The 21,039-nt window shown below is 63.4% G+C and carries 19 protein-coding genes; 10 read left to right on the top strand and 9 right to left on the bottom strand.

Annotated elements, in window-relative coordinates; genetic code table 11:
* Positions 1–31: 31 nt before the first annotated feature.
* Positions 32–559 carry a hypothetical protein gene (locus FAS41_RS09595; protein WP_138521607.1) on the bottom strand — a complete coding sequence of 176 codons (528 nt, stop codon included), beginning with the start codon at positions 557–559 and terminating at the stop codon, positions 32–34.
* 654 nt (positions 560–1,213) lie between these two features.
* On the opposite strand from FAS41_RS09595, the gene FAS41_RS09600 reads away from it, so the two are divergent.
* The gene (locus tag FAS41_RS09600; RefSeq protein ID WP_138521609.1) at positions 1,214–1,495 is read left to right on the top strand and encodes a hypothetical protein; all 282 of its coding nucleotides are present in this window, start codon (positions 1,214–1,216) and stop codon (positions 1,493–1,495) included.
* A 48-nt stretch (positions 1,496–1,543) separates the two neighbouring features.
* Here FAS41_RS09600 and ycaC read toward each other — a convergent pair whose 3' ends face one another.
* From ycaC to FAS41_RS09615, 3 genes are all read right to left on the bottom strand, one after another.
* Positions 1,544–2,170, bottom strand: coding sequence for an isochorismate family cysteine hydrolase YcaC (ycaC, locus tag FAS41_RS09605; RefSeq protein ID WP_138521611.1), 627 nt, complete (start codon positions 2,168–2,170; stop codon positions 1,544–1,546).
* 51 nt (positions 2,171–2,221) lie between these two features.
* Positions 2,222–2,908, bottom strand: a complete 687-nt coding sequence (locus FAS41_RS09610; protein WP_138521613.1) for a hydrolase — start codon at positions 2,906–2,908, stop codon at positions 2,222–2,224.
* Between the two features lie 97 nt (positions 2,909–3,005).
* Complete coding sequence (locus FAS41_RS09615) at positions 3,006–3,872, bottom strand: pirin family protein (protein WP_138521615.1); 867 nt, start codon at positions 3,870–3,872, stop codon at positions 3,006–3,008.
* Positions 3,873–3,973: 101 nt separating this feature from the next.
* On the opposite strand from FAS41_RS09615, the gene FAS41_RS09620 reads away from it, so the two are divergent.
* The 3 genes from FAS41_RS09620 (at position 3,974) to FAS41_RS09630 (ending at position 6,154) form a co-directional block, all read left to right on the top strand.
* Positions 3,974–4,879: a LysR family transcriptional regulator gene (locus tag FAS41_RS09620; protein WP_138521617.1), complete on the top strand. Its 906-nt coding sequence runs from the start codon at positions 3,974–3,976 to the stop codon at positions 4,877–4,879.
* Positions 4,880–5,118: 239 nt separating this feature from the next.
* Positions 5,119–5,493: an NUDIX hydrolase gene (locus FAS41_RS09625; protein WP_138521619.1), complete on the top strand. Its 375-nt coding sequence runs from the start codon at positions 5,119–5,121 to the stop codon at positions 5,491–5,493.
* 73 nt (positions 5,494–5,566) lie between these two features.
* The gene (locus FAS41_RS09630; protein WP_138521621.1) at positions 5,567–6,154 is read left to right on the top strand and encodes a COG3904 family protein; all 588 of its coding nucleotides are present in this window, start codon (positions 5,567–5,569) and stop codon (positions 6,152–6,154) included.
* Here the strand turns inward: FAS41_RS09630 and pmrG are convergent.
* A complete protein-coding gene (pmrG, locus tag FAS41_RS09635) occupies positions 6,141–6,785 on the bottom strand; it encodes a lipopolysaccharide core heptose(II)-phosphate phosphatase PmrG (RefSeq protein ID WP_246084853.1) in 645 nt (214 codons plus the stop codon). The two genes, FAS41_RS09630 and pmrG, sit on opposite strands and share 14 nt — an antisense overlap.
* Positions 6,786–7,049: 264 nt before the next feature.
* Here pmrG and FAS41_RS09640 point away from each other — a divergent pair, with 264 nt between their 5' ends.
* From FAS41_RS09640 to FAS41_RS09655, 4 genes are all read left to right on the top strand, one after another.
* Positions 7,050–8,021: a sensor domain-containing diguanylate cyclase gene (locus FAS41_RS09640; RefSeq protein ID WP_138521625.1), complete on the top strand. Its 972-nt coding sequence runs from the start codon at positions 7,050–7,052 to the stop codon at positions 8,019–8,021.
* A gap of 195 nt (positions 8,022–8,216) precedes the next feature.
* Positions 8,217–10,865 carry a pyruvate dehydrogenase (acetyl-transferring), homodimeric type gene (aceE, locus tag FAS41_RS09645; protein WP_138521627.1) on the top strand — a complete coding sequence of 883 codons (2,649 nt, stop codon included), beginning with the start codon at positions 8,217–8,219 and terminating at the stop codon, positions 10,863–10,865.
* Between the two features lie 11 nt (positions 10,866–10,876).
* Positions 10,877–12,487 carry a dihydrolipoyllysine-residue acetyltransferase gene (gene aceF / locus FAS41_RS09650; RefSeq protein WP_138521629.1) on the top strand — a complete coding sequence of 537 codons (1,611 nt, stop codon included), beginning with the start codon at positions 10,877–10,879 and terminating at the stop codon, positions 12,485–12,487.
* 375 nt (positions 12,488–12,862) lie between these two features.
* The gene (locus FAS41_RS09655; protein ID WP_138521631.1) at positions 12,863–16,210 is read left to right on the top strand and encodes an autotransporter outer membrane beta-barrel domain-containing protein; all 3,348 of its coding nucleotides are present in this window, start codon (positions 12,863–12,865) and stop codon (positions 16,208–16,210) included.
* Between the two features lie 70 nt (positions 16,211–16,280).
* On the opposite strand, the gene FAS41_RS09660 is transcribed toward FAS41_RS09655, so the two are convergent.
* Both FAS41_RS09660 and FAS41_RS09665 read right to left on the bottom strand, forming a co-directional pair.
* The gene (locus tag FAS41_RS09660) at positions 16,281–17,144 is read right to left on the bottom strand and encodes an MBL fold metallo-hydrolase (protein ID WP_138521633.1); all 864 of its coding nucleotides are present in this window, start codon (positions 17,142–17,144) and stop codon (positions 16,281–16,283) included.
* Complete coding sequence (locus tag FAS41_RS09665; protein WP_138521635.1) at positions 17,141–17,620, bottom strand: GNAT family N-acetyltransferase; 480 nt, start codon at positions 17,618–17,620, stop codon at positions 17,141–17,143. The genes FAS41_RS09660 and FAS41_RS09665 overlap by 4 nt, the downstream gene beginning before the upstream one ends.
* Positions 17,621–17,713: 93 nt before the next feature.
* Between FAS41_RS09665 and FAS41_RS09670 the strand changes: the two genes are divergently transcribed.
* Positions 17,714–19,294, top strand: coding sequence for a RimK family protein (locus tag FAS41_RS09670; protein ID WP_138521637.1), 1,581 nt, complete (start codon positions 17,714–17,716; stop codon positions 19,292–19,294).
* Between the two features lie 23 nt (positions 19,295–19,317).
* Entirely contained in the window at positions 19,318–19,461 is a 144-nt protein-coding gene (locus FAS41_RS30815) for a hypothetical protein (RefSeq protein WP_171049472.1), read from the top strand.
* On the opposite strand, the gene FAS41_RS09675 is transcribed toward FAS41_RS30815, so the two are convergent.
* The gene (locus tag FAS41_RS09675) at positions 19,440–20,543 is read right to left on the bottom strand and encodes a WD40/YVTN/BNR-like repeat-containing protein (protein WP_138521639.1); all 1,104 of its coding nucleotides are present in this window, start codon (positions 20,541–20,543) and stop codon (positions 19,440–19,442) included. The two genes, FAS41_RS30815 and FAS41_RS09675, sit on opposite strands and share 22 nt — an antisense overlap.
* A gap of 28 nt (positions 20,544–20,571) precedes the next feature.
* On the bottom strand, positions 20,572–20,841 hold the full coding sequence (locus FAS41_RS09680) for a ubiquitin family protein (RefSeq protein WP_138521960.1): 270 nt from the start codon (positions 20,839–20,841) through the stop codon (positions 20,572–20,574).
* Positions 20,842–21,039: the final 198 nt, after the last annotated feature.

Genomic DNA, 21,039 nt, shown 5'->3' on the forward strand with positions numbered 1-21,039 from the left:
TCGGCGCGCATTGAGCCGGATCGGTTTGCAGTCAATCCAGAGTGTTCACGTTCACGAAGATGAAGTACACGCTGCCTGCCAGAAATGTGCCTGCAATGACCCAGTTGTACCGACGGGAGCCAAAGAACGCGAGGATCGGCGCGACAGCAAACGCCAGGAGAACCAGGTTCGTCCGGCTCAAAAGTGAAACCTGCCAGTAATCGACCTCCTCCCAGATCGTCTGCAACTGGTAGGCGCCCAAGGCCATCAGAGCCCAGTGCCCATGCGAATTGAATATCTCGTGATGAGACTCACCCGGTTTCAGCTCACCGAGGGGCAGGATCAGCGCAGCAGCAAAGAACAGCAGCAGTGGCGAGACCAGCAGTTTCAGGAACTGCGGATAGGTCCATTGCGGCACCAAGCTTTTGAGATCGTGCACAACCCACCAGTAGTCGAGCTGCGCCAGGAATATCGAAGCCGCCCAGAGCATTGGCAGCCAGTCGATGGCAGCCACCGCCCTCGATCTAAGGGTCGCCACCACACTGGTCAGCAATCGGGTGACTCCCAGGCCCGTCAACATGCCTATTACCACCGCAATCCACTGGAACTCTGTCCCCGCCACGCCTCACCTCGTTTCTTCCAGGCCATCGGCCCCTTCGAAAAAGGCAGGAAAGATACAGCGGCATTCACCGAAGCGAAGGGGAGGCAGTCGTTCACTCACGGCATTAAAGGAATATCCCTACAGCAGTTCTCTGCCCTGCTACTCACCGGCTGCAGTCCTGGGTATTAGGGAAAGGAATGAGAGCCGATTCATTCTGTCGGCAATGTCCTGCCTCGGGATCGTGGTCATCAACCGAAAAGTCCCACGAACCATTAGCCTTGCGGGCCTACAAGCGCCATCTCTAGCCTCTGGTTCGCCGCAGCGTCATCGCGGTCGGGTGTAGGACCCCGGAAAACGAGCGAGATACGGTGTCGCTGTGGCTGCAAATAAGGGAGCAATCCGCCCCTTGTATGCGGAGCTCTATGGCGGTCCGTGTGGTGTGGCTTCGGCCAGCCGGTTCTCGCTCCTCAGACCCGGGTTCCTACCTCCACACGGGCCGCCTCCATACCCGTAGGACGGTTGACTGGCGGCTCCCTATCCATTGAGGAGCGACATTAATGCACTATCCCCCTTTCTTCCTCGTGCACCACCTCTCATCACGCCAGACCCCAGCCCTCCCCCCGGAGGTGCCCCATGCGTGAATTTCTCCCCGTTGCCTTGACCGGCCAGTTCGGCGAAGAAGTCCTCTTCATCAACGCCCTCGCCCCGGTCGAACACCTGCGCGAAGCCGCCCTGCGCCGCATCACGGCGGTCGAAGACCTGCTGCAGTTGATGGAAGACGACAGCGACTGTGGCCTCATCCGCGCCACCGCCCGCTTCGCCTCCGCCTTGGCCCCGCTGGTCAGCGAAGCCCGCCAGCTCTACGAGCTGGCCCTGGAACGCCCCGACTACCAGGCGGGGCCGATGGAGCGCTGAATACCGCCACCGGGCCGGCCCCGAAGCGCCGGCCCGGCGAGCACCCACTTACTTCTTGGAAGTCAGCGTGCTGTAGGCAGTGATCAGGTTGCGGTAATCAGGGATGTGGTTGGAGAACAGCGCAGCCAGGCCCTCGATATCGTTGCGCCAGTCGCGGTGCAGCTCACAGGCCACGCCGAACCAGGTCATCATCTGCGCGCCGGCGGCTTCCATGCGGCGCCAGGCGGCGTCACGGGTGACTTCGTTGAAGGTGCCGGAGGCGTCGGCGACGACGAAGACGTCGAATCCCTCTTCCAGCGCCGACAACGCCGGGAAGGCCACGCAGACCTCGGTCACAACGCCGGCGATGATCAGCTGCTTCTTGCCGGTGGCCTTCACCGCTTTCACGAAGTCCTCGTTGTCCCAGGCGTTGATGTTGCCGGGGCGGGCGATGTAGGGCGCGTCAGGGAACAGGTCCTTCAGCTCGGGCACCAGCGGGCCGTTGGGGCCACTCTCGAAGCTGGTGGTGAGGATGGTCGGCAGCTTGAAGTACTTGGCCAGGTCGGCCAGGGCGAGGACGTTGTTCTTGAACTTGTCCGGTTCGATGTCTCGCACCAGCGAAAGCAGACCGGCCTGGTGATCGACCAGCAATACGGCGGCCTGGGTCTTGTCGAGACGGACGTAGGGCTTGCTCATGGCGTTTCCTCTTTGCGGTGGATACCCGGTCGGAGCCGGGCAAGGGTTGAATCAGCGCTGGGAGTCCAGCACTTCGTGTTCGGTCACGACCTGCTGGGCCTTGGTGTAGCTTTCGATCAGCAGGCGGTAATGCGGGAAGATCAGGCTGTAGGCCTCGGCCCACTGCGCGGCATCCGGGCGGTTCCAGGTACGCTGGATTTCCGAGGCCACCGCGGCGGTGTCCATGGGCACCACACCAGCCTGGACGACACGGGACAGGGTGATTTCCTGCGCCGCCTTGGAATAGGTGCCGGAGGCATCGATCACGGCAAATACCTTGTAGCCGGCGTTGACGGCGGCGATTGCCGGGAAGGCCATGCAAACGCTGGTGATGGTGCCGGCAATGACCAGGGTTTTCCTGCCGGTGGCCGCCACCGCGGCGACGAACTCGGGGTTGTCCCAGGCGTTGATCTCGCCCTTGCGTGCCACGTACTGCGCATGGGGCGCGGCTTCATGGATCTCGGGGATCAGCGGGCCGTTGGGGCCCTGCGGAACCGAGGCGGTGGTGATCACCGGAATCTTCGCCAGCGTCGCGATGCGGGCCAGGGTGATGGCGTTGTTGCGCAGCTCGGTCATGGGCATGTCCTTGACCGTCTGGAACAGGCCGCTCTGGTGATCGATGAGCAGCATGGCGGTGTCGTCGGAGTCGATCACCGGGCGCTGGCCATTGAAGTTGGCAATCTGGTTGAAGTGGCTCATTTCGGGGTCTCCACAAAGGGCATCCGGCCCATAAAGCCCGCGCATCCTGCGCGGGCGCTCATCCAGACTAGGCGACGCCTGAGTCCGGGGTATGACATCAGCGGGTCATCTGTCCGAAACGCCCGCTCTGGACATCGGCAATAGCCTGCTGAATCTCGCTTTCGCTGTTCATCACGAAGGGGCCGTAGCCGACGATGGGCTCATCCAGCGGCTCGCCGCTGAGCAGCAGGACCAGGGCATCGCTCTCGGCCTCCAGTTGCAGGTACTCACCGCGCCGGTCAAGCAGCGCCAACTGGCCTTCGTGCAGCGCTTCGCCGCCGCCCAAGCGGACGCTGCCGCGCAACACCACCACGGCCGTGTTGCGCCCGGCCTTGACGGCCAGTTCCAACGGGTAGCCGGGCTGCAGACGCAGGTCCCAGACATCCAGCGGGCTGAAGGTGTGGGCCGGGCCCGCATGGCCGGCGTAGTCGCCCGCGATCACCCGCAGGCTGCCGGCGCCATCAGCCAGGTCCATGCGCGGGATGTCGCTGGCCAGCAGCGTCTGGTAGGCCGGGGCGGTGCGCTTGTGGCGGGCCGGTAAATTCACCCAGAGCTGGACCATGTGCAGGTTGCCGCCGCTGCGGGTGAAGTCCGGCGAGTGATATTCCTCGTGGAGGATGCCGTCGCCCGCCGTCATCCACTGCACGTCGCCGGGGCCGATGCGGCCGCCACCGCCGCTGGAGTCGCGGTGTTCCAGTTCACCTTCGTAGACCAGGGTCACGGTCTCGAACCCTCGGTGTGGGTGCTGGCCGACGCCACGGCGCACCGCGCTGGGGCCGAAAGCGTGAGGGCCGGCATGGTCGAGCAGCAGGAAGGGACTGAGGTGCTCGCCGAGGCTGTCGTAGGAAAACAGCGTGCGAACCGGGAAGCCGTCGCCGACCCAGTGCGGGCGGGCGGCGCTGTAGATGCCAAGAATCTGTTTCATGGGGTGCCTCCTGTTGTGCATGGAGGCCACGATACGGACAGGACAATTGCCCCAGTAGACGGCAAAAACTACTATCAGTGTTCCATCACAGGAACACTGAAATGGACGATCTCAACGACCTCTACTACTTCGCCCAAGTGGTGGAGCACGGCGGATTCACCCCTGCCGGCCGCGCCCTGGACGAGCCCAAGTCGAAGCTGAGCCGGCGTATCGCCGCGCTGGAGGAACGCCTGGGCGTGCGGCTGATCCAGCGTTCGACGCGGCATTTCTCGGTGACCGAGATTGGCCAGGTGTTCTACCGACATTGCCTGGCGATGCTGGTGGAAGCGGCGGCTGCCACCGAGGCCGTCGAACAGCACCGTTCCGAACCGCGCGGGGTGGTGAACCTGAGCTGTCCCACGGCGCTGCTGAACTTCTGGGTCGGCCCGATGCTGGCGCGCTTCATGGTGCAGTACCCACTGGTGGAGCTGCATGTACAGAGCACCAACCGGCAGGTGGACCTGATCCAGGAGGGCATCGACATTGCCTTGCGGGTGCGCTTCCCGCCGCTGGAAAGCAGTGACCTGGTGATGAAAGTGCTGGGCGAAAGCCGCCAGCGGGTGGTGGGCGCCCCGGCACTGCGCGAGCGCCTGCCGGCCAGGCCGACGCCCGTCGATGTGGCTGCCCTGCCGACGCTGCACTGGGGCGCGGTACAGCGGGAGTACCACTGGCAACTGGACGGCCCCGAAGGGGCCAGCGCGCAGGTGCGCTACCGGCCGCGAATGGTCACCGACGACCTGGTTGCGCTGCGCCAGGCCGCGCTGGCGGGCGCCGGTGCCGTGCACATACCGGCCGTGGTGGTGTGCGAGGATCTGAACGAAGGCCGATTGGTGAACCTTCTGCCGGACTGGGCGCCGCGTACCGGCGTGGTCCACGCGGTGTTCCCTTCGCGGCGCGGGCTGTTGCCGTCGGTACGCACCTTGCTTGATTTCCTCGGTGAGGAATTTGAGAAGAGCGATATGTCCTGAGTAAGCGTCCCGCAAGCCCGAGAGAAAGTTCGCACTTCAATCCCGGACGCCGGTCCACCCTGAAGGAAATACTGCTCGGGAATATGGCGAGCTTTTCTTCAGAAAGCTCTGACATACCTTTCCAGCGACCATTCCTTACCATTTGTCGACAAAAACGCCGTAACCAGTTCATCTGGTTGGGAATCTTTGATTAATGTCTACGCTGAAAACTGTTGGAAGAATGTCGAGGAGCAGCCGGTATGGCTAAGAACCTGAAAGAGCGTGCAACGGTCATCTGCCGCCTCGACGACAAGATTCTCTTCGTGCGCAAATCCAAGTCGAAGTGGAACCTCCCCGGCGGCCGCATCGAGGCCGACGAACGCCCCGGCCAGGCGGCCACCCGCGAGCTGATCGAGGAAACCGGGCTGGCCATCGAGCAGATGAACTACGTGGCGCCGCTGGAGCTATACCAGACGCTGCACTACGTGTTCGAGACGCCGATCGACCCGACGCAACAGCCCACCCCGCTGAACGAGATCGCCGACTGCCGCTGGTTCGCTCCCGAAGAGCTGGAGCGCCGCCGGGTCAACAAGTCGGCTCGCCGCTTGCTGCGCACCTGCCTGAAGGCTGGTTGATGGGCTGACGGACGGCGCGTATCAAGGTATCTTCAGCGCCTTCCTACAACACCCTTCCAGGATTCGTTCCCCCATGCTTCGCGCTGCCCTGCTCTGCACCACCGCGCTGTTCACCACGGCAATGAGTTCCGGCCTGGCCCTTGCTCAGGTCGAGGTGAAGCCTGTGCAGCACTCCAAGGTCGGCGAAGTGCTGGCGGTGCGGATCAGCGAGGAGATCGCTCCGGGCGACTACGAGCGCCTGTTCAAGGGGCTGCTGGCCAACCCGGGGAAGTTCGCCCGCAAGGTGGCCTTGCTGGACAGCATCGGCGGTAGCGCCGCCGAATCGATCAAGATGGGTCGTCTGCTGCGCGAGTCCGGCTTCGAGACGCTGGTGCCGACCAACAGCGTCTGCCAGGGTTCCTGCGTCTATCTGCTGGCTGCCGGCAAGCACCGTACGGTGCGTGGCTACGTGGGCCTGCATCGCCCCTACTACCCCGCCGGCGATTCGTCCCAGGCGGCGGGCAGCTACAACGCCCGCACCTATTTCCGCGACATGGACATTCCGCTGGAACTGGCCGACACCATGCAGAGCATCGACCCGCAGCGCATGCGTGTGCTGACGCCGGAGGAGCTGCAGCGCTACCGCCTGGGCGCAACGCCCAGCCAGATCAGCGCCCGCTGACGTTCAGCGGCCACTGGTCGGCATCGATGTAGCCGAGCAGGCGCGGGCTCTTGTCCGTTTCGCTGAGCACGAACAGCGTCGAGGCGTAGTCCGGGGTCGCCGGGTCGTCCACGCTCACCGAGTGCTCCAGGTCCTCGATGCATTCGCTGTGGGTCACCAGGATCAGGTTGCGGTGCGCGATCTTGTGTTGCAGCGCCTGGCGCAACATCGATCCTTCACAGTTGTACAGCCACTCCTGCTCTTGCGGCGCCTGCCCGAACATCGAAGTGGCGGTCTGTACCGCACGCACCTGCTCACTGCTGAGGATGTCGGCATTGGCCAGGCCGAGGGCGGCGAAGTCCTGCCCGATGGCGTGGGCACTCAGTCCGCCACGCACGGTGATGCCGTCGACGTTGCCCAGGCAGGGGGCGCTGGAACGGTCACACCGTTCGGCATGGCGCACCAACACGATCAGGTCGCCGTTCTGCCAGTGCTCACGCAGCTCGGCCTGGCGCTTGGCATCACCGACCAGCGGTGCGGGACGAGAGAAGTCCAGCGGCAGGAAGCCACTGAGCAAGGCTATGAGAGGGAGGATCGCCAGCAACGACAGCCAGCCGCGAGACAGGGAACGGAAGAACTTTGGGGTGGGCATGGGCTCGGCCGTACTGCTGGTAGAAGGGAAAGCCCGACCCATCCCTGGGGTGACCATCGCACTGCGGGTTGTCAGATGGCGGGCAGGCAAACCCTATCGCCGCATTCGTGAAGAACCCGTTATGAATTGCTGAAGAAACCGTATCCGTCAGAAACGACCGTCTGTCGCCCCGCAGCCTTCGAGGTGCTAACTGGCGCGATTGGCCCGCTTTCGGTCATCGCACTGTGGTAGAACAAGGCACAGTGCCATCAGAGAGCCGCCGCCATGCCGTACGACGCCTCCCCGGAAAATCCCGTCTACCAGACCCTCCTCGAATCCACCCGCGCCATCCCGTGGAAAATCGACTGGCGATCCATGACCTTCGCCTACATCGGCCCGCAGATCGAAGACCTTCTAGGCTGGAGCCAGGCCAGCTGGGTCAGCGCCAACGACTGGGCCGAACGCATGCACCCGGAAGATCGCGACCGCGTGGTGAACTTCTGCGTGTCGCAGTCGCGCGAGGGCACCGACCACGAGGCGGACTACCGCGCCCTCACCTCCTCCGGTGACTACGTGTGGATCCGCGATGTGGTGCACGTGATGCGTGACGAGAACGGCGAAGTGGACTCGCTGGTCGGCTTCATGTTCGACATCAGCGAACGCAAGCGCGCCGAAGAGCAGCTGATCATGCTGCAGCGCCAGCTGGAGGAGTACTCGTACAAGGACGGCCTGACCGGCGTGGCCAACCGGCGCATGTTCGACTCGGTGCTGGACACCGAGTGGGGCAGCGCCCAGCGCAGCGGCCAACCGTTGTCCCTGGTGCTGCTGGATATCGACTACTTCAAGCAATTCAACGATCACTACGGGCACATCCAGGGCGACGACTGCCTGCGCACCGTCGGCAAGGCGCTGGCCGGCGCGCTGCACCGACCGCGGGACTTCATCGCCCGCTTCGGTGGCGAGGAGTTCGTGCTGGTGCTACCGGAGACCGACAGCGAGGCCGCGCGGCAGATCGCCGAGCGTTGCCGCAGCGTGCTGCGCGAGCAACAGATCAGCCACGAAAAGTCCAATGTCTCGTCGTTGCTGACCATCAGCCTGGGCGTCGGCACTGCCGTGCCCTCCTCCAGCGACCGTCCGCTGGACTTCGTCGCGGCGGTGGACCGCCTGCTCTACCAGGCCAAGCAGGCCGGGCGCGACCGCCTGGTGGCCGCACAGTGGAACCGTGGTGACGACCTGCGGCGTGATGCGGTGCGCTGAGGCGACTGCGACGTCCTGACTCGATATCCCGACGGGCACCGGCGCCAGAGCTGTCTAAGCTCTATAGCCACACGCGCGTGCCGGCGGCAGCGCGGCGGCCTCACGAGGGTCGCCGCCCACTGCGCCAACTCCATGAAACCCCTGGCCCGGAGCCGGCATTGCGTAGAGCCGACCCCGTAACCAGGACCCCTGACCATGCACGATATCGACCCCGTCGAAACCCAGGAATGGCTGGACGCGCTGGAATCCGTACTGGAGAAAGAAGGCGAAGAGCGCGCCCACTACCTGATGACTCGCCTCGGCGAGCTGGCCAGTCGTACCGGCACGCAGCTGCCCTACGCCATCACCACGCCCTACCGCAACACTATTCCGGTAGGCCACGAGGCCCGCATGCCGGGCGATCTGTTCATGGAGCGACGCATCCGCTCACTGGTGCGCTGGAATGCGCTGGCCATGGTGATGCGCGCCAATCACAAGGACCCGTCGCTGGGCGGGCACATCTCCACCTTCGCCTCCTCGGCAACCCTCTATGACATCGGCTTCAACTACTTCTTCAACGGCCCCACCGAGGAACACGCCGGGGACCTGATCTACTTCCAGGGCCACGCCTCGCCCGGCATCTACGCCCGCGCCTACATCGAGGGGCTGCTCACGGATCAGCAGCTGGAGAACTTCCGCCAGGAGGTGGATGGCAAGGGCATCTCCTCCTACCCGCATCCACGGCTGATGCCGCACTTCTGGCAGTTCCCCACGGTGTCCATGGGCCTGGGGCCGATCCAGGCGATCTACCAGGCGCGCTTCATGAAGTACCTGGAAAGCCGTGGGTTCATCCCCGCCGGCAAGCAGAAGGTCTGGTGCTTCCTCGGCGATGGCGAGACCGATGAGCCCGAATCCCTCGGCGCCATCTCCCTGGCCGGGCGCGAGAAGCTCGACAACCTGATCTTCGTGGTCAACTGCAACCTGCAGCGCCTGGACGGTCCGGTGCGCGGCAACGGCAAGATCATCCAGGAGCTGGAAGGCGTGTTCCGCGGCGCCAACTGGAACGTCATCAAGGTGATCTGGGGGCGCTTCTGGGACCCGCTGTTCGCCAAGGACCACGCCGGCCTGCTGCAGGCGCGCATGGACGAAGCGGTGGACGGCGACTACCAGAACTACAAGGCCAAGGACGGCGCCTTCGTCCGCGAGCACTTCTTCGGCGCGCGACCGGAGTTGCTGGAGATGGTCAAGGACCTCTCCGACGAAGAAATCTGGAAGCTCAACCGAGGCGGGCATGACCCGTACAAGGTCTATGCCGCCTACCACGAAGCGGTGAACCACAAGGGCCAGCCCAGCGTGGTGCTGGCCAAGACCATCAAGGGCTACGGCACCGGCACCGGCGAGGCGAAGAACATCGCCCACAACATCCACGAGATCGACGTCGAAAGCCTGCGCGCCTTCCGCGATCGCTTCGACATCCCGATCAAGGACGCGGACCTGCCCAAACTGCCCTTCTACCGCCCTGACGAAGGCAGCGCCGAGGCACGCTACCTGAAAGAGCGGCGCACCTCCCTGGGCGGCTTCATGCCCCATCGCCACGGCAACAGCCAGGCCATTCCCGCTCCGCCGCTGGAGACGCTGAAGGCCTTGCTGGACGGCTCGGGAGACCGCGAGATTTCCACCACCATGGCCTTCGTGCGGATCATCTCGCAACTGGTGAAGGACAAGGAACTGGGCCAGCGCATCGTGCCGATCATTCCCGACGAGGCCCGCACCTTCGGCATGGAGGGGATGTTCCGCCAGCTCGGCATCTACTCCTCGGTGGGCCAGCTGTACGAGCCGGTCGACAAGGAACAGCTGATGTTCTATCGCGAGGACAAGAAGGGCCAGATCCTCGAGGAAGGCATCACCGAGGCGGGCGCGATGTCCTCCTTCATCGCCGCCGGTACCGCCTACAGCAACTACCGCCAGCCGATGCTGCCGTTCTACATCTTTTATTCGATGTTCGGCTTCCAGCGCATCGGCGACCTCGCCTGGGCGGCCGGCGACAGCCTGACCCGCGGCTTCCTGCTCGGCGGCACCGCCGGGCGCACCACCCTCAACGGCGAAGGCCTGCAACACGAGGACGGCCAGAGCCATGTGCTGGCCTCGGTCATCCCCAATTGCCGCACCTACGACCCCACCTACTCTTATGAGCTGGCGGTGATCATCCAGGAGGGTGTCCGGCAGATGATGCAGGAGCAGCAGGACGTCTTCTACTACATCACCGTGATGAACGAGAACTACCCGCACCCTGCTCTGCCCCAGGGTGTCGAAGCCGGCATCATCAAGGGCATGTACCTGCTCTTCGAGGACCGCCGCGCTGCCTCGCACCACGTACAGCTGCTCGGCTCGGGCACCATCCTGCGCGAAGTCGAGGCCGCGGCGAAGATCCTGCGCGAGGACTTCGGTATCGGCGCCGACGTCTGGTCGGTGCCCAGCTTCAACGAACTGCGCCGCGACGGCCTGGCGGTGGAGCGCTGGAACCGCCTGCATCCGGGGCAGAAACCCCGGCAAAGTTACGTCGAGGAATGCCTGTCCGGCCGCAAAGGGCCGGTGATCGCCTCGACCGACTACATGAAGGTCTATGCCGAGCAGATTCGCCAGTGGGTGCCGACCAAGGAATACAAGGTACTGGGCACCGATGGATTCGGCCGCAGCGATACCCGCGCCAAACTGCGCCACTTCTTCGAGGTGGACCATCAGTGGGTGGTGCTCGCCGCGCTGGAGGCTTTGGCCGATCGCGGTGACATCGAGCCGAAAGTGGTGGCCGAGGCCATCGCCCGGTTCGGCCTCGACCCGGAAAAACCCAACCCGCTGGACTGCTGAGGAGAGGCACCGTGAGCGAAACCATTCGCGTACCCGACATCGGCAACGGCCAGGGAGAAGTCATCGAACTGATGGTGCAGGTCGGCGACCGCATCGAAGCCGAGCAGAGCCTGCTGACGCTGGAGTCCGACAAGGCCAGCATGGAAATACCTGCGCCCAGGGCCGGCGTGGTGAAGGCTATCAAGGTGAAGGTCGGCGACACCCTCAAGGAGGGTGATGACATCCTCGAACTGGAGGCCGAAGGCGGCGCCGAGCAAACCAAGACTGAGGCAAAGGCCGAGTCGCCTGCCAAGACCGCCGCAGCAGAACCCGCACCGGTCGCTGCGCCTGCGCCACAACCTGCACCGCCAAGCAGTGGCGGAGTGGAAACCATCAAGGTGCCGGACATTGGCAACGGCCAGGGTGAGATCATCGAGCTGATGGTCAAGGTGGGCGACCGCATCGAAGCCGACCAGAGCCTGCTGACGCTCGAGTCCGACAAGGCCAGCATGGAGATTCCCGCGCCCAAGGCCGGCGTGGTGAAGGCCATCAAGGTGAAGATCGGCGACACGCTCAAGGAAGGCGATGACATCCTCGAGCTGGAGGTCGTCGGTGGTGCTGCTGCGCCGCAGGCCACGGCCGAGAAACCCGCAGCCGCCCCGGTGGCGCAAGCCGAACCTGCCAGGGGCTCGGAAGCCACGCCCGTGGGCGCGCCCAGCCGCGACGGCACCCGGGTGCACGCCGGGCCCGCCGTGCGCATGGTTGCCCGCGAGTTCGGCGTCGACCTGGCGCAGGTCACCGGCACCGGGCCCAAGGGCCGCATCCTCAAGGAGGACGTGCAGCTGTTCGTGAAGGAGCAGTTGCAACGCGGCAAGTCCAGCGCGGCAACAGGCGCCAGCGGAGGCACGGGCATTCCGCCGATTCCGGAAGTCGACTTCAGCAAGTTCGGCCAAGTGGAAGAAGTGGCGATGACCCGCCTTATGCAAGTCGGCGCTGCCAACCTGCATCGCAGCTGGCTGAACGTGCCTCACGTGACCCAGTTCGAGTCCGCCGACATCACCGAGGTGGAAGCCTTCCGCGTGGCGCAGAAGGCGGTGGCGGAGAAAGCCGGGACCAAGCTGACCATCCTGCCGATTCTGCTCAAGGCCTGTGCCCACCTGCTGCGCGAACTGCCCGACTTCAACAGCTCACTGGCCTCCAGTGGCAAGGCGCTGATCCGCAAGCAATACGTGCACATCGGCTTCGCCGTGGATACACCGGACGGTCTGCTGGTACCGGTGATCCGCGACGTGGACAAGAAAGGCCTGCTGCAACTTGCCGCCGAAGCCGCTGAGTTGGCGGAGAAAGCCCGCGCCAAGAAGCTCAGCGCCGACGCCATGCAGGGCGCCTGTTTCACCATCTCCAGCCTGGGGCATATCGGCGGCACCGGCTTCACCCCCATCGTCAACGCACCGGAGGTGGCCATCCTGGGCGTGAGCAAGGCAGCGATTCAGCCAGTGTGGGATGGCAAGGCGTTCCAGCCGAGGTTGATGCTGCCGCTGTCACTGTCCTACGACCATCGCGTAATCAACGGCGCGGCGGCGGCTCGCTTTACCAAAAGGCTGGGTGAAGTACTGGGGGAGATTCGAAGTCTTTTGCTGTAGTTGCTTTTCTGGAAACCACTATATTGCCCGGCACGCCTCATGTTGCCGGGCAATTTATTTTCAGAAACCGTGATGACTATTGAATAACAACTGAACCAGCCGACAACAACAAGCCCCATCATTCCATTACTAAACAATAGGCATAAATCCCAAGCTCATCTTTCATTCAGCCGACGCCATTCACACTTCTCGCCCTACGGGAAAATACCTACTTACCCAGTCATAAAGTCGCAATTGCCCTCAAACTCACTGCCCCAAAAAATCCTGCAGCCCACCATTTGAAAATTCCTTTTAAATCAATGATTAGCAAATGGATACCCATGGGAATCCTGCCGAAACGCATTTCGGCAGACATCTGCTGACAGGATCTTAAAAATGCATCAATCAAAAGCATTCAGCCGTAACAAAATATCGCTGGCCATATCGTTCGCGGTCGCCAGCACCTCTCTGTATGCCCAGGACATTCGCACTTCCTATAACCAGCAAGGAACCGCCGTATTCGAAACCCACTTCTTCGATATCGGTGACGGTCCCTACATGGGAGATCCGAAGGCGCCGGAATATTCGACGTGGAACCTGGATAGCGAACAGAAGAACAAGATTCAGAAGGCGATCGACTACTGGGCGACCGTCATCCAGCCGAACCCCGGAACCAGCCCCGCCATTGTGAACGTGGGTACCTATAAGGGTGATAATGCTGGAGGCATCAGCGACACCATCGAATTGCCTGATAAAACCGCCACCACTGTACTACAGGCTTTCCTGACCGGGCAGGGAAGCTTGATCGACTCACTCACCTTCGGATCCCACGCGCAGTTCCAGATGGGTAGTGGACTCACCTACGACACCTTGCCCTACTCTCCAACTCAACAACCCCTGGGTTCCAAAGGATTTGATATCAATGCCACGGCCCTGCACGAGCTGGCCCACGGGCTTGGCATCAACACCAATGTCACGAACAAGAAAGGCGATAACAGCGATACACCCTATTTCAACGAAGCCCTCATTGGCTGGGAACAGCACCTTCGCGACGACAACGGCAATCCGGCGCACCCGAACCAGGTTGTGCTCTGCACCGGCTGCAATAACGACTATGACCCAGACGGATTCGATTTGCGCAAGGATCAGGGCTACTTCACCGGCGACAATGTGACGGAAGTACTGGACGGGGCCATGCCGGGCGTTCCTGTGAAAATCCTGGGCGTGGAAGGCGACGTAGATGACAACTACATGTCTCACAGCGAGTTGAAGAACAGCCTGATGAGCCACCAGAACTACCGCAACTACACCACCTTCATGGAGGCCGAACTGGCAGCGCTGCAGGACATGGGCTACCAGATCGATCGGCGCAACTTCTTCGGCTATTCGGTCTACGGCAACGGCCAGATGCTGTACAACCAGAACGGCTATTTCAAGCGCAACGAGACTGGCACCGCGTACCTCACGGGCGCCTACAACGAAACGCCCCTCGGCATCGGCCTGCATGTCTACGGCAGCGACAACCTGATCTACCAGCAGGCCGACCTGCTCACCCGTGGAGCAGGCGCCGTCGGTGTCCGCATCGATGGCCAGGGCAACGCCCTGATAGTCGAACCCGGCACGCGAATCCACGCGGACGGCCTGAACGGTCAGGGTATCCTGTTCGCCTATGGCAAGGACCACACCCTCGTACTGCGTGGCGATGTGCAGGCCATGGGAGAAAACGGCGTTGGCGCCAGGTTCAGCTTCGGTCAGAACATGCTGGGCAGCCTCGGGGCCAGTAGTGAATATCGAGGCTCCTACTTCCAGTTCCAGAACAATAAGGTGCTGGACAACCCCTTGCCGGAACTCATGGGCGCCCTGGTCGATGACGTCGATATCAGCGGGCGGTTGGCGGGTACTGACGCAGCGATCCGAATCGATGACTCCGCACTGGTCAACCAGATCAATATCCTGGCAGGAGCCCAGCTGGAAGGCGGCATCTATTCGGACTACAACCGCTGGGGAGGCGTCGAGCAGCGCTTCACGCAGCTGAATTTCGGCTTGCTGAACGATGGCCAGGGCCGCGCCCTGGATCAGACAGACCCGAACTTCCGCATGACCTACGACGGCGATATCCAGGGCATCCGAAGCCTGGTGCTGAACCTGCGGGGCGGCGAAACCAGCCTCAACAGCCAGAACAACCAGCTCTACGCGGTGAACGTCGAAGAAGGCGCCACCCTGCGTGGCAACGGACTGTTCCAGCTCAACCCCAATGGCGAATTCGTCAACCGCGGTACCGTCGCGCCAGGCAACTCGCTGGGTAGCATCACCGTCGACGGCGACTATCGCCAGACCGATACCGGCCAGTTGCTGGTGGAGGTGAACGACAAGCGCCAACACGACAGCCTGCTGGTCACCGGTAACGCCGATCTCGCCGGCCGCCTGACCGTGGCGCCCGTACGCGGCTGGTACTCGCCGCAGTGGACGGTCAGCTCCAGCCAGCTGCTCCAGAGCACCAGCACCACCGGCAGCTTCGACGCGGTAGAAAGCCTGCCGGTTTCGCCGACCCTGTCCCTGCTGGCGACCCCGAAGGCCGACGGCAGCTACCTGCTGAACTTCGAGCGCAGCAGCGATGCCTACGCCCAGTACGCCCTGAGCCAGAACGGCCGCGAAGTGGGCGAAGCCCTGAGCGAAACCGCCTCCGAGGTCAAAGCCGGCGACACCGACCGCCAGAAGCTCTATACCGCCCTGGACTTCTCCGCAGCGGACGGCAGCACCATCGGTCGCGCCCTCGAACAGCTCTCGCCCTCGGCCTACAGCGCCATGCTGGCCAGCTCGTTGCAGCGCGAGCAGCAGGTCGCCGACGCCATCAGCGCCCGCGAGCCCGGCAAGCTGCGCGACGATGAGTGGCAAGCCTTCATCCAGCCCTTCGGCGGCAACACCCGGCAGAACAGCGACAGCCACACCGTCGGGTTCAACAGCGACAGTTCCGGTGTGATCTTCGGCGCCGAGACCGCCGCCACCAGCGACGGCAACCTGATCGTCGGCCTGCACGGTGCGGCCAGCAAGCAGAAGGTCAACCTGAAGGACCCGCTGCACGGCGACGGCAATACCACGGCCCTGGAACTGGGTGTGCACGCCCGCTATGCAGCAGATCCGATGGCCGGCAGCTACATGCTCGGCAGCGCCCGTATCGGCTACGAAACCGGTGAACTCAAGCGCAAGCTCGACTTCGCCGACTACTCCGCCGAGAACAAGGCTGACTGGACCGGCAAGAGCGCGTCCCTGGTCGGTGGTGGCGGCTACCGCTTCAAGCTGAACGAAAACGTCAGCCTGGGCCCGATCGCCACCCTCACCTACACCAACCTGTGGCGCGACGGCACCCACGAGAAAGGCGCCGATGGCTCCACCCTGAAGCTGAAGTCCCAGCAGTTCGATTCACTGCGTTCCAGCATCGGCCTGAACAGCGCCATGAAGTTCCCGCTCGACGGTGGCAAGGCCATCAAGGCGGAGGGCCAGATCACCTGGAACCACGAGCTGCTCGACACCGACCTGATCCAGGACGCGACGTTCGCCAACTACCAGGGCGTGAAGTTCAAGAGCAAGAACACCGTCATGGACCGCGACTCCATGGGCCTGCGTGGCAGCGTGCGTTACCAGCTCAGCGAAAACGTGGACATTGGCGCAGGGGTAGCAAGCGACCTGTTCCGCACCGGCTACAACTCGGTGTCGGGCAACCTGTCGCTGGACTGGCGTTTCTGATCCATCCTCCCCGCGCCTGGCGTGGGGAATCCCCATTCATCCGTATTAGCCGCCCCATGGGGCGGCTTCTTTACATCTGGTCCAGCGGTATCCGCAGATAGCGCACGCCGTTCTCCTCTACCGCAGGCAATACACCACCGCGCATGTTGACCTGAATCGACGGCCAGATGAGGGCAGGAGCCTGGAGGGTCGCATCGCGCTTGTTACGCATGAGGACGAAGGCATCCTCCGCCACCCCTTCATGCACATGCACGTTGGCCTTTCGCTCCTGCGCCACGCTGGTCTCGTGCTGATGCTCCTCGCGGTCCGCCGTCAGGTAGTCATGGCAGAGGAACAGACGCGTCGTCTCTGGTAGTGCGAACAGGCGCTGGATGGAGCGGTACAGCTGTCGCGCATCGCCGCCAGGAAAGTCACAACGGGCGGTGCCGTAGTCGGGCATGAACAGGGTGTCCCCGACAAAGGCGGCGTCGCCGACGAGGTAGGTCATGCAGGCCGGCGTATGGCCGGGTGTGTGCAGCGCCTCGACCTGCAGTTCGCCGATGCTGAAGTGCTCGCCGTCAGAGAACAGGTGGTCGAACTGGCTACCGTCGCAGGGAAAGCCCTCCCCCAGGTTGAGTATCCCGGCAAAAGTGCGCTGCACCTGGGCAATGCTCGAACCAATGGCCAGGCGCCCGCCCAGCTCGGTCTTGAGCCAGGCAGAAGCAGACAGGTGGTCGGCGTGCAGGTGCGTCTCCAACAGCCACTCCACCGTCAGACCCTGTTCGCGCACATAGTCGACGATGCGCCGAGCGCTCTCGTGGCCGATACGGCCGGCAGCGGCATCGTAGTCCAGCACGGGGTCGACAATGGCGCAGCGCCGACTCACCGGATCGGCAACCACGTAGCTATAGGTGAACGTAGCGGTATCGAAGAAGTGCTGGATGCGGGCGGTCATGCCAGGTTCCTTTCTGTCTGCACCGGGGTACCGAGGGTTTTCTCGTAGCGCCAGGCGTCGCTGCCGTCTTCGTAGAAGCCAGGGCTGCGGGCGAAGCGCAGGTAGCCGCTGCGCTCATAGAGACCGATGGCGCTGGCGTTGTCCAGGCGCACTTCCAGACGCAGCCGTTGGCAACCGCGCTCACGCGCCCACTGCTCGCAGCGCTCCAGTAGAGCGCCGCCCAGGCCCTGCCCTCGCCCCTGCCGGGAAACCGCCAGGGAGTATAGGCGGGCAATGTCGGAGCCCCTGCGCAGCAGCATCAACGCATAACCCAGCAGCTCGTCCTCACGCTGTGCCACCAACAGGATGGCGCTGGCTGCGCCAATTAGTCGGCGAAAGCTGCGGGCACTGATGCGGTCCTGGTCGAAACACTCCTCCTCCAGCCTCGACAACCTTGGTAAATCGTCCGACGCGGCAAGGCGGTATAACAGCGGCATGGGTTCTCCGTAAAACTATCGTAATGAACCGGGACATTTCCTGAAGTTACTGCTTAATAGACACACGGCAACTTTCAGACAGGTCCGTGAACAATGTCTTCGCTACACACTAACTTTCATGAAAAGTTCAATGCAAGCGCGCTCCAGGTTGTCACCGACGCTTCTGGCGAGCCACCTTCAGCCCGCTCAAGCCAGGTTCTGATCATCGTCGAGCGCAAGGAAGACTGGGCGTCCTATATCCCCAGCGAGGATATGCTGAGTGCACGCGAATACCTGGAAGATTCTCATCAATTCGAATCGGGACAGCGCTTTCAGGTCATCAACCTGTGCCGGAATTATAAATACCTCGGCCACGGTTATTATTGTTCGCTGCTGGCCGAAGCACGTGGCCACAAGGTAATTCCGTCAGTACGCACGATCAGCGAACTGGCGAAGAAATCCCTCTATGGTCTCGCCCTGGACGGCCTGGAAAAGTCCCTGGAAAAGGCCCTTGCCCAACATCCCTGCGCCAGCACGGACGGCTTCACCCTGCGCCTGTACTTCGGCCACACCGATCTCGCGCCGCTGCAGCCCATCGCCCGTCAGCTGTTCGAGGCGTTCCCCTGCCCGATCCTGCTGGTGGACTTCCGCCGCACCGATGCCTGGCACATCGCCGGCGTGCGCCCCGGCGCCCTGCACAAGCTGCGGGAAAATCAGGAAGACCAGTTCGCCGAAGCCCTTGACCGCTTCAGCCGGCGCGTCTGGCGCCAACCCAATTCACGACGTCTGGCGCGCTACGACCTGGCCATCCTGCACAACCCGGCCGAGAGCCTGCCGCCGTCCAACACCGGCGCGCTGGCAAACTTCGTCCGCGTCGGCCGGCAACTGGGCATCGACGTCGAGCTGATCGAGAAGAAGGACTACGCGCGTCTGGCCGAGTACGACGCCCTGCTGATCCGTGAGACCACCAGCGTCGACGACCACACCTACCGCTTCGCCAAGAAGGCAGAAAGCGAGGGGTTGATCGTGATGGACGATCCGGCCTCAATACTGCGCTGCACCAACAAGGTCTACCTGACCGACCTGCTGCGCAGCCAGGGCCTGGGCATGCCGGACACGGAAATTCTCTACAAGGACACTCCCCAGGAGCTGGAGCGCGTCGGCGTGCGGCTGGGCTTTCCGCTGGTGCTGAAGATTCCCGATGGCTGCTTCTCCCGTGGCGTCTACAAGGTCGAGGATGCCCAGCAGTTGCGCAGCGTCAGTGCCGAGCTGTTCGGGCATTCGGTGCTGTTGCTCGCCCAGGAGTATCTCTACACCGAGTACGACTGGCGCATCGGCATCCTCAATCGCAAGCCGGTGTTCGCCTGCCAGTACTTCATGTCCCGCGGGCACTGGCAGATCGTCGAGCACAGGGCCGGCGGCGAGGTGATCGGCGAATGCCGCACCTTGCCGGTGGAAAATGCGCCACCGGCCGTAGTGGAGCTGGCGCTGAAGACCGCCAACCTGATCGGCGACGGCCTCTACGGTGTGGACCTCAAGGAGGTGGACGGCGAAGTGGTGGTGATCGAGGTGAACGACAACCCCAACCTCGACGCCGGTATCGAGGACGCCTGCCTCAAGGACGATCTCTACCGCCTGGTGCTGGAGGAATTCATCCGTCGCCTGGAACTCAAGCGGCGCGGCCAGGCGCTGTGATCCATCCCCTCAAGGAGAACCCCATGGAAGCCACGCACATAGGCCTGACCATCCTGATCGCCATCGTCGTATTCGGCACCGCGATCAACTATTTCGATCGCCGCATGAAGCCACGCGAGGTGCGCGAACAGGCCAGGCGCAAGAATCAGCCAAAGCGCACGCAGTAGATCGGCGGCAGATTCATCGACAGGCACTGCCAATGATCGCCACCGTTCTCCGACAGCCACAGCCCGCCGGTGGTGGAGCCCATCGCCAGGCAAGCACCATCGTCGTCCACCGCCAGGCCGTGGCGGTACACCAGGTCGAAGGCCGCTCCCTGTGGCAAGCCGCTGTCCAGCACCTCGAAACTGGCGCCACCGTCGCGGGTACGGGTGACGACAAAACGGGCGTCCACCGGAATCCGGCAGACGTCCTTCACCGCCGGAACGAACCAGGCCGTGTCCGGCTGGGTCGGGTGGACGGCGACAGCGAACCCGAAGCTCGAGGGTTCGACCTGTACGTCGTTCCAGCGCGTGCCGCCGTCGGTCGAGGTGAAGATGCCGTTGTGATGCTGCACCCAGAGGCGATTCGGCTGTGCCGGGCAATGCAGCAGGCGGTGCGGGTCCTGGATGGCGCCCTCTTCACGCAGCTCCGGCGGCATGTAGTCGGCGTACATGCCGTTGGTGGTGACGCGCCAACTGGCCCCGCCATCGTCGCTCTGCCATACCCCACCACAGGACACTGCGACGGTCAGGTGCTGGCTGTCGCGCGGGTCGACGCTGACCGAGTGAATGCCCGGCCAGTCGTATCCGCCGCCCATCCAGCGCGAGCGCTCCGGGCGGTCCCAGAGCGAGCGATTGAGCTCCCAACTATCGCCACTGTCGGCGCTGCGGAACAGGCCACCGGGGATGGTGCCCGCCCAGAGCACGCCGGGCTCGGCGGCGCCGCCGGTCTCCAGGCACCAGATCTGTTGCAGGACCCAGGGCGCGGGCGGGGCTTCGTCCTCTTTAGGCTCGGGCAGAGGATCAGGCTGTGGCGGGTAGGTCGGCACGGCAATTTCCTGCCAGTCCTCACCGGAGCGCTGACGCCACAGCTTGCAGCCGAAATGGCCAAGGTTCAGGGCGGCGTAGAGGGTCTCATCGCGCGGGTCGGCGAGCACCGTGCTCAGCGGTTCGCCGATGAAATCCCGGCGGGTCTCCTGCCAGCCGTCGGCACTTCGCTGGAAGGTGAACAGGCCCTTGCGGGTCGCTACCAGCAGTCGATCATCCATTGTGCTCTCCTCGATTGCTGCCGGGTCCTCAACCGCCGCTCAGGGCCTGCACCACGTACACCTCGCTATCCGCCGCCAATGCATCGCTGAGGCGGGCACGGTCACGCAGGCGCAAACCGTCGATGAAGACCGTCAGGTGGCGGCGCAGGCCGCCCTGGTCATCCAGCAGGTAGCCACGCAGTTTCGGCGCTTCGATGAACACCGCCTCCAGGGCACCCGCCAGGGTATCGGCCGTCAGTTCGCGCTCCTCGATGGGAACGTGACGCTGGATCGACGGTGCGAAGACGATGCGGCACATGGAGCGGCCCATGACAGACACTGACTGCCCCAGTCTAGGGCAGACGCGGCAGGCGCTCCGACTGGTTCGACGGGCTGCGTGAAGGCAGCTGGAACGGCTCTGGTGCGGCCTTCGCGGTCATCCGAGTGGCGCAATCAGTTTCGATCCAGCTAAACCAAAGGTCGTGAAAATCACATTTAACAAACCAATCCGCCGTGC

This window comes from Pseudomonas nicosulfuronedens, assembly GCF_005877905.1.
GTDB classification, from domain to species: Bacteria; Pseudomonadota; Gammaproteobacteria; order Pseudomonadales; family Pseudomonadaceae; genus Pseudomonas; species Pseudomonas nicosulfuronedens.

Excerpts from the sequence above, each read along its gene's own strand:
- FAS41_RS09595 (WP_138521607.1), bottom strand. The coding sequence starts at position 559 with ATGTTGACGGGCCTGGGAGTCACCCGATTGCTGACCAGTGTGGTGGCG.
- FAS41_RS09600 (WP_138521609.1), top strand. The coding sequence starts at position 1,214 with ATGCGTGAATTTCTCCCCGTTGCCTTGACCGGCCAGTTCGGCGAAGAA.
- ycaC (WP_138521611.1), bottom strand. The coding sequence starts at position 2,170 with ATGAGCAAGCCCTACGTCCGTCTCGACAAGACCCAGGCCGCCGTATTG.
- FAS41_RS09610 (WP_138521613.1), bottom strand. The coding sequence starts at position 2,908 with ATGAGCCACTTCAACCAGATTGCCAACTTCAATGGCCAGCGCCCGGTG.
- FAS41_RS09615 (WP_138521615.1), bottom strand. The coding sequence starts at position 3,872 with ATGAAACAGATTCTTGGCATCTACAGCGCCGCCCGCCCGCACTGGGTC.
- FAS41_RS09620 (WP_138521617.1), top strand. The coding sequence starts at position 3,974 with ATGGACGATCTCAACGACCTCTACTACTTCGCCCAAGTGGTGGAGCAC.
- FAS41_RS09625 (WP_138521619.1), top strand. The coding sequence starts at position 5,119 with ATGGCTAAGAACCTGAAAGAGCGTGCAACGGTCATCTGCCGCCTCGAC.
- FAS41_RS09630 (WP_138521621.1), top strand. The coding sequence starts at position 5,567 with ATGCTTCGCGCTGCCCTGCTCTGCACCACCGCGCTGTTCACCACGGCA.
- pmrG (WP_246084853.1), bottom strand. The coding sequence starts at position 6,785 with ATGCCCACCCCAAAGTTCTTCCGTTCCCTGTCTCGCGGCTGGCTGTCG.
- FAS41_RS09640 (WP_138521625.1), top strand. The coding sequence starts at position 7,050 with ATGCCGTACGACGCCTCCCCGGAAAATCCCGTCTACCAGACCCTCCTC.
- aceE (WP_138521627.1), top strand. The coding sequence starts at position 8,217 with ATGCACGATATCGACCCCGTCGAAACCCAGGAATGGCTGGACGCGCTG.
- FAS41_RS09655 (WP_138521631.1), top strand. The coding sequence starts at position 12,863 with ATGCATCAATCAAAAGCATTCAGCCGTAACAAAATATCGCTGGCCATA.
- FAS41_RS09660 (WP_138521633.1), bottom strand. The coding sequence starts at position 17,144 with ATGACCGCCCGCATCCAGCACTTCTTCGATACCGCTACGTTCACCTAT.
- FAS41_RS09665 (WP_138521635.1), bottom strand. The coding sequence starts at position 17,620 with ATGCCGCTGTTATACCGCCTTGCCGCGTCGGACGATTTACCAAGGTTG.
- FAS41_RS09670 (WP_138521637.1), top strand. The coding sequence starts at position 17,714 with ATGTCTTCGCTACACACTAACTTTCATGAAAAGTTCAATGCAAGCGCG.
- FAS41_RS30815 (WP_171049472.1), top strand. The coding sequence starts at position 19,318 with ATGGAAGCCACGCACATAGGCCTGACCATCCTGATCGCCATCGTCGTA.
- FAS41_RS09675 (WP_138521639.1), bottom strand. The coding sequence starts at position 20,543 with ATGGATGATCGACTGCTGGTAGCGACCCGCAAGGGCCTGTTCACCTTC.
- FAS41_RS09680 (WP_138521960.1), bottom strand. The coding sequence starts at position 20,841 with ATGTGCCGCATCGTCTTCGCACCGTCGATCCAGCGTCACGTTCCCATC.